The organism is Stenotrophomonas sp. Steno-C18, assembly GCF_056393195.1.
Genome location: NZ_JBWJOX010000008.1, coordinates 202,721 through 209,921, shown reverse-complemented (window position 1 = coordinate 209,921; position 7,201 = coordinate 202,721). Strand labels below are relative to the sequence as shown.

The following is a 7,201-nucleotide window of genomic DNA, read 5'->3' as shown; positions in this document are numbered from 1 at the left end:
ACCATTATAGCCGGCTTTTCCGTTTCGTCAACACCCCGTTTCGAGGAAGTTGACTCAACTGCTTCTCCGTAAGCCCGAAGGCATCTCGTTGAAGCGAGCCGCCTACTTTAGCAGGCTTTTCGTTTCCGTCAACACCTCATTTCGAGGCGGTTGACACTGCTTCTTGGCGGTGGTCACCGAAGTGGCCGGCGCGTTGAAGCGAGGGAGCGAATTCTAGACATCTTTGTGAAAAGCGCAATCACTTTGTGTGCCTTTGCAGCAAATTCCTTGCTGAAGCCAGATTCGGCAAGGTTTTGGACTGATTGAGAGCGAAATAGGATGGCGGAGCGCTTCTCTATATGAGTGGCCACGCCCTGGCGTGCCCAGCTGCTGGCGCTGCTTCGGCCTTGCTTGTGGGTGCTTTGGTGCTGCGATTTCGTTCTGCCCTCACCCCAGCCCCTCTCCCGCAGAGCGGGAGAGGGGCTCTGACAGCTTTCGTCGGCCACAATGCGGGTTGATCCGGGGTTGTGCGACTGATGACTGACTCTTCTGCTCGTTCGTTCTTCAAAGACATTTCGCTGCCTGCAGTGATTGCCGGCTTCATCACCGTTCTGGTGGGTTTCGCCAGTTCGGCAGTGATCGTGTTCCAGGCAGCACAGTCCGTTGGAGCCGACCAAGCCGAAATAGCCTCGTGGATGTGGGCGCTCGGCATCGGTATGGGCGTGACCTGCATTGGCTTGTCGCTGCGCTACCGCATGCCGGTGGTGACGGCATGGTCCACGCCAGGCGCGGCGATGCTGGTGGTGGGCGCAAGCACGCTGCCCTTGTCCGATGCCATTGGTGCGTTTGTGCTGGCAGCGTTGCTGGCGACGGTGGCCGGCTTCTCCGGTGTGTTCGAAAAGGCGATGCGGCGAATTCCGGTCTCGCTGGCGTCGGGCATGTTGGCCGGTGTCTTGTTGCGCTTTGGGCTGGATGTATTCGTGTCGGTGGGAACGCAACCGCTGTTGGTGCTGGCGATGCTCGCGACCTACCTGCTGGGGCGACGCCTGTTGCCGCGCTATGCGGTGATCGCGACCTTGCTGGTGGGCGTGGCCATCGCCGCCGGCAAGGGACTGATGCACGTGGACCAGGTGCAGTTGCAGTTGGCGCGACCGGTGTTCACCGTGCCGACGCTGTCGTGGGCTGCCGTGTTCGGCATTGCCCTGCCCCTTTTCATCGTGACCATGGCATCGCAGAACGTGCCCGGAGTGGCGGTGCTGAAGGCCTCCGGCTATGACGCGCCGGTGTCGCCAGTGGTGGGCTGGATTGGTGCGGTCAACATGGTGCTGGCGCCGTTCGGCGGCTATGCCTTGAACCTGGCGGCGATCACCGCCGCGATCTGCATGGGCCGTGACGTGCATGAGGACCCGGCGCGGCGCTATACGGCGGCGGTGAGCGCCGGGGCGTTCTATATCGTGGTCGGCCTGTTCGGTGCGACGGTGGCGGCAGTGTTTGCTGCGTTTCCGAAGGAACTGGTGGCGGCGCTGGCCGGTATTGCCTTGCTGGGCACGATCGGCAACAGCCTGGCCGTTGCGATGCGCGAGGAAGTCGAGCGCGAGCCGGCGCTGGTGACGTTTCTGGTGACCGCTTCCGGGTTGTCGATGGCCGGGATTGGATCGGCGTTCTGGGGATTGGTGGCGGGCGTGGTGACGCTGCTGGTGTTGCGGCGGTGAGGGGGATGCTGCCCGCGACTTGTGCTCTGCGCGAAAGGGCCTGAGCGGCTGCCCTCTCCCCAACCCCTCTCCCGCTTGCGGGCGAGGGGCTTAAGCAGAAGCTTGAGCTTGCGGAAGCGGGGCTTGAGCAAAGGCTTGAGACAGCGCCTGCGTTAGAGCGGCTTTACCTCGAAGACCTGCTTGAGGGTGTGGCGGCCGCCGGGGGCCAGTTCGATCACGTCCGGGCCGACGTTGCCGGCCTCCACGCAGACGTAGTTGCGCCATGCGTCGCCGATGTCGTCCATCTTCGCGGCCTGGGCTTGTCCGGCGTTCCAGACCACGGCGCTGCGGCTGCCACTGGTGGTGATGTCGATGGCGCGCCTGAAGCCAGGGTCGCGCAGGACGTAGTGGCCGGCGGCCTGGGTGTAGATGCGGTCGCTGCGGCCCGGGTCGCGCGGATCGCGCAGGTTCCAGTCGCCCTGCTGGACGTGGGCGTTGCCGTTGTCGAGCTTGTCCAGGTAGGTCAGGCCGTCCAGGCCGGTGACGTCGACCTTCAGTGCATCGCTGACGTTGAAGTAGTTGTGCAGCGCCTGGGTGATGCTGGTGGGCTGGGTGCCGGTGTTCTCGGTGATCAGCTCCTGCTCCAGCGTGCGGCCGATGCGCAGCACCATCTGCAGCTTGAGGTTGAGGTTGTCCAGCGGCGGCGGGGCCAGGGTCAGCACGATGCTGCCATCGGCCTCGCGGCGGGCATCGCGCAGTTCCCAGGCCACGGTGCGGACGAAGCCGTGCGAAGGCACGTCGTTGCCCTGCCCCTGGCGCGAGAAGTACGGCCAGCACACTGGGCTGCCACCGCGGATGGGCGTGGGCGGCTGCTTGGCGCTGGGCGAGAGCCACATCACGTCCTGGCCGCCCTTGGGTACGAAGGACAGCAGCTGGCCACCAAACACGCTGATGGCGGCGGTCGAGAACGGCGTTTCCACCTTCCAGGCGGTGAAGCCGTTGAAATCGCCTGTGCTCAGGCCCTGCACATCCTTCATTGCGAGATTGCTCCGTACGATCGGGGATTGGACGAGTTGGGGGTAGTTGGCCGGCAGTTGGAACGCCGTGGGCGCCGCCGGCTTGGCGTCGCGCAGCGCCTGCAGGATGCGGGTGCCGGCACGGCCGTCGGCGGACTTCCAGCCCAGCCGCTGCTGTTCGAGCTGGATGGCGCGACGGCTGGCGGTACCGATCATGCCGTCGGCCGCACCGATGGCATGGCCGCGTGCCAGCAACAGGGTCTGCAACTGGCGGCGCTCGTCACGGCCCAGGCCCGGGTCGTCGGTGGGCCAGGCGGCGCGCAGGCCGCTGCCGCCACGCAAGCGGTCGGCCAGGGTGGCGATGGCGAGCGCATAGCTTTCGGCGGCGTTGTAGGAATAGATGGCGTCGTAGTTGCGGAACACCAGCAAGGCCGGGCCCTTGGCGCCGGCTGGCAGCAGCAACGCGGCGTTGGCGTCATCGGTGATGGCCGGGACCTGCAGTGGACTGCCATCGACCAGGGTGATGCCGCGTGTGCGCCAGTCCGCCAGCGGCTTGCGCTTGGTGCGTCCGGCCAGGCTGGCATCGAAGCCGGCCGGAACGCGTACTTCCACGCCCCAGGGCTGGCCGGTGCGCCAGCCGGACTGCTTGAGGTAGTTGGCGGTGGAAGCCAGTGCGTCGGGGATGCTGGCGACCAGGTCGCGACGGCCATCGCCATCCCCGTCGACCGCGATGCGGGCGTAGGTGGAGGGCATGAACTGGGTATGGCCGAAGGCGCCGGCCCACGACCCGGTGAGTCCGGCCGGATTGAGGTCGCCCTTGTCGAGCAGCTTGAGCAGGGCCAGCAGTTCGCCCTTGAAGAAGGGTTGGCGGCGACCGTTGCAGGACAGCGTGGCCAGCGACTGCAGCAGCGGACGCTTGCCGAATACGCGGCCGTAGTCGCTCTCCACGCCCCAGACCGCGACGACGGTGGCCGGATCGACGCCGTATTGGGTGGCGATCCGCTCGAGCAGCGCGCGGTGCTCGGTGAGGCGGGCGCGACCGTCGTTGATGCGCTGGGTGTCGACCAGTGAGGCCAGGTAGTCCCAGATCGGCGTGGTGAACTCGGGCTGGGCGTCGAGCAGCGGCAGCACGCTGAGATCGGGGCTGACGTCGGCGAACCACTGGTCGAAGCGTTCGGCGCGGATGCCCTGGGCGGCGGCGCTGGTCCGCAACGCGGTGCCGCAGCTGCCGAAGTCGCTGGTGGCCGCCGCCGCGGACGTGGCCAGGGTGAGGACGGCCAGTGCCGAGGCTGCGCGCATCATCAGGGGTGCTTTCATCGGCCGGGCTCCTTGCGTGGGGCTTGATGATACGCGGAGCGATGGAAGGGGCTGGCGGTTCGGGAGTTGGGGTGACTGGAGCCGCGCGGCTTCTGTTGCGCCGTCGTCGTGTGCTGCGTTGGGTGGTCAGCGCTGGAGGCGACTCCTCCCCGGCCCTCCTCTTGCGCTTTGCCAAAGGGAGGGGTTGAGAAGCGGGGTTTGGGGTTACACGGCGTCGAGGTAGTACCAGCGGCCGTCGATGCGTTGGAAACGGCTGTGCTCGGTCATCTTCACCGCACTGCCGCCGCCGACGCGGTAACGGGCGATGAATTCGACCTCGGCCGTCGCCTCGCCAGTGACGAGGTGCCGCTTCACGCCCAGACCCAGCCATTGGGTGCGCTGGCCGGGGGCGTCTTCCAGCGACAGGGTTTGCGGGCGGGTGTCCGGGTGCCAGCTGGCCAGCAGGTAGTCCACGTCCTTGAGCACGTAGGCGCTGTAGCGCGAACGCATCAGTGCCTCGGCATCGGGAGCGGCTTCGCCGGCGTGGTAGCGGCCGCAGCAGCGGGCGTAAGTGAGCGCCCGCCCGCAGGGGCACGGTGAGGTCGGAGTGATCTGCATGGCGCATTTTCCCACCGATGCCACCTGCCACTCCAGCGGGCCCGGCAAGGGCGCGTATGCTGTCGCGCCCTGCGCCGGAATCCCCATGCTGGAACTGCTGCCGCCCGAGCTGCCCTGGTTGCTGGTAATCGCCTTCATCGCCGGGCTGGTGGATGCGGCGGTCGGCGGCGGCGGGCTGATCCAGCTGCCGGGGCTGTTCACCACCCTGCCCCAGCACACCCCGGCGGCCCTGCTGGGCACCAACAAGTTCAGCTCGATGTTCGGCACCGGCGCGTCGGCCTGGCGCTATGCGCGCTCGGTGCGCTTCCCGTGGCGGCCGGTGCTGCTGGCCGCGGCGGCGGCATTCGCCTGCTCGTTCCTGGGCGCGACCGCGGTGACGCTGCTGTCCAAGGATGCGGTGCGTCCGCTGGTGCTGACCCTGCTGATCGTGATGCTGGGTTACACGCTGGCCAAGAAGGATTTCGGCGCGATGCACCGGCCCCGCGAAGTCGGGCGCCGGGAGCTGGTGATCGCGCTGGTCATGGGCGGGGTGATCGGCTTCTACGATGGCTTCTTCGGCCCGGGCACCGGCAGCTTCCTGATCTTCCTGTTCGTGCGCTTCTTCGGGCTGGATTTCCTGCGCGCCTCGGCCGCCTCCAAGGTGGTGAACCTGGCCACCAACGTGGCGGCGATCTCGTTCTTCCTGCCCAGCGGCAACGTGCTGCTGGTGTTCGCCGTGCCGATGGCCGTGGTCAACGTGCTGGGCGCGGTGACCGGTACCCGGCTGGCGCTGCGCGGCGGTACCCCGTTGATCCGTAAACTTTTCCTGGTGCTGGTGGTGGTGCTGATCACGCGCATGGCCTGGGACACCTTCAGCGGCCCGTGACGGCACCTGCACATGGCTGAATCCCGGCCGCTGAAATTCCGCCGGATCCATCACATAGTCGCGGCCGAGGATCCGCCGCCGGACGCAGGGAAGGGCTTGGGATGAAGAGCCGATATCGTATTGCCGCATTGCTGCTGCTCGCCGGCATGCTGCTGGCCTGCCTGCCGGTACTGTTTTCGGCGCAGCAGGCGCGCAAGCAGGCAATCCGGGAACGGTTTGCCCAGCTTGATGACACCGCCGCGCACCTGGAACGCCAGGTCCGCGATACCGCCAGCCTGCTGCGGCAACTGCGGCAGCAGATGCATGCCCGCAGCGACGACCCCTGCAGTGCCGAGGGCGTGGCGCTGATGCAGCGGTTCGTGATGAGCTCGCAGATCGTCAAGAGCGCGATGTTCCTGGACGGCACCCGGGTGCTCTGTTCCTCCAACAGCGCGGTGACCAACAACCTGCTGCTCGGGCCGCCGCCGGTGGTCCAGCCCGACGGCACGCTGATCCATTCGCAGGTGCGTATCCGCGGCGTAGCGCAACGGCAATACGTGCTGCTGGTCAAGGATGGCTACGGGCTGCTGGCCTACCCGGACGGCCTGATCGCGCCGTTCTCCCGCCCCAACGTGTCGATGGGGTTGTTCAGCACCCACACCGGCGCGTGGCTGGCGCGCTACGGGCACCTGCAGGAAGCCTGGGCCGCGGCCAACGGCCCGGCCGCCGGCCAGGCGCATTACCTGGACATGGACAGCGGCTACATGGTGGTGCGGCGGGTAGTGCCGCCGGGGACCACCGGCACGGTCGTGGCCAGCCCGCTGGCGTCGATCGACACGCGCGTGTCGCAGTTCGCGCATTGGTTCCTGCCGGCCGGCGTGCTGGCCGGGCTGGTGGTGCTCGGGGCGGCCTGGCTGATCAGCCGGCGCCAGCTCTCGGCCCGTGCCGAACTGCTGCATGCGATCAACAAGGGGCACCTGTTCCTGCTGTACCAACCGGTGTTCGACCTGGTCGATGACACCTGCGTGGGTGCCGAGGCGCTGCTGCGCTGGCAGCACGAGGACGGCAAGGTGGTGACGCCGGACCTGTTCATTCCCTTCGCCGAGGACGCCGGGCTGATCCACCTGGTCAGCCGACGCGTGCTGGAACTGGTGGTCAAGGACCTGAGCGGCTTCCTGCGCCAGCATCCGGGCTTCCACATCAGCGTGAACCTGTCTCCGCAGGACCTGCAGTCGCCGCGCACCCCGCGCCTGCTGGCCGAGATGCAGGCGGCGATCGGCCCGGGGTGCGGCCGCTTCGTGGTCGAGGCCACCGAGCGCGGCCTGCTGGAGAGGACCAGCGCCCTGGAAGTGCTGCTGGCGATCCGCGGACTGGGCATCGAGCTGGCGGTGGATGACTTCGGCACCGGCTACTCCAGCCTCTCCTACCTGACCACGTACCCGTTCGACATCCTCAAGATCGACAAGAGCTTCACCCATACCGCCTGCACCGAATCGGTGACCAGCAGCGTGGCCGACCACATCATCGACCTGGCCCGCAGCCTGGGCATGCGGACGTTGGTGGAAGGCATCGAGACCCGCGAGCAGGCCACGTTCTTCCGCCAACGCGGCGTGCGCTACGGCCAGGGCTACCTGTTCAGCAAGCCCCTGGGTGCGGCGGAGCTGTTCGCCTTCGTGCCCGCGCATTCGCGCCCGGACCAGCATGCCCGGTCGGCGCCGGTTGGCCCCCTGCCCCGGCGCCGGCCAACACCGGATTGA

Annotated in this window: 5 protein-coding genes; 3 read left to right on the top strand and 2 right to left on the bottom strand. The window is 67.4% G+C overall.

Annotation, left to right across the window (positions count from 1 at the left end; genetic code table 11):
- Positions 1 to 515 precede the first annotated feature (515 nt).
- The gene (locus AC06FE_RS16215) at positions 516 to 1,691 is read left to right on the top strand and encodes a benzoate/H(+) symporter BenE family transporter (RefSeq protein WP_313255864.1); all 1,176 of its coding nucleotides are present in this window, start codon (positions 516 to 518) and stop codon (positions 1,689 to 1,691) included.
- Positions 1,692 to 1,843: 152 nt separating this feature from the next.
- On the opposite strand, the gene AC06FE_RS16210 is transcribed toward AC06FE_RS16215, so the two are convergent.
- Positions 1,844 to 3,988, bottom strand: a complete 2,145-nt coding sequence (locus AC06FE_RS16210) for a lytic murein transglycosylase (protein ID WP_478073627.1) — start codon at positions 3,986 to 3,988, stop codon at positions 1,844 to 1,846.
- A 219-nt stretch (positions 3,989 to 4,207) separates the two neighbouring features.
- Positions 4,208 to 4,600 carry a YchJ family metal-binding protein gene (locus AC06FE_RS16205; protein WP_478073622.1) on the bottom strand — a complete coding sequence of 131 codons (393 nt, stop codon included), beginning with the start codon at positions 4,598 to 4,600 and terminating at the stop codon, positions 4,208 to 4,210.
- Positions 4,601 to 4,685: 85 nt separating this feature from the next.
- Here AC06FE_RS16205 and AC06FE_RS16200 point away from each other — a divergent pair, with 85 nt between their 5' ends.
- The gene (locus AC06FE_RS16200; protein WP_132864099.1) at positions 4,686 to 5,465 is read left to right on the top strand and encodes a sulfite exporter TauE/SafE family protein; all 780 of its coding nucleotides are present in this window, start codon (positions 4,686 to 4,688) and stop codon (positions 5,463 to 5,465) included.
- Between the two features lie 101 nt (positions 5,466 to 5,566).
- Positions 5,567 to 7,201: an EAL domain-containing protein gene (locus AC06FE_RS16195; protein ID WP_478073621.1), complete on the top strand. Its 1,635-nt coding sequence runs from the start codon at positions 5,567 to 5,569 to the stop codon at positions 7,199 to 7,201.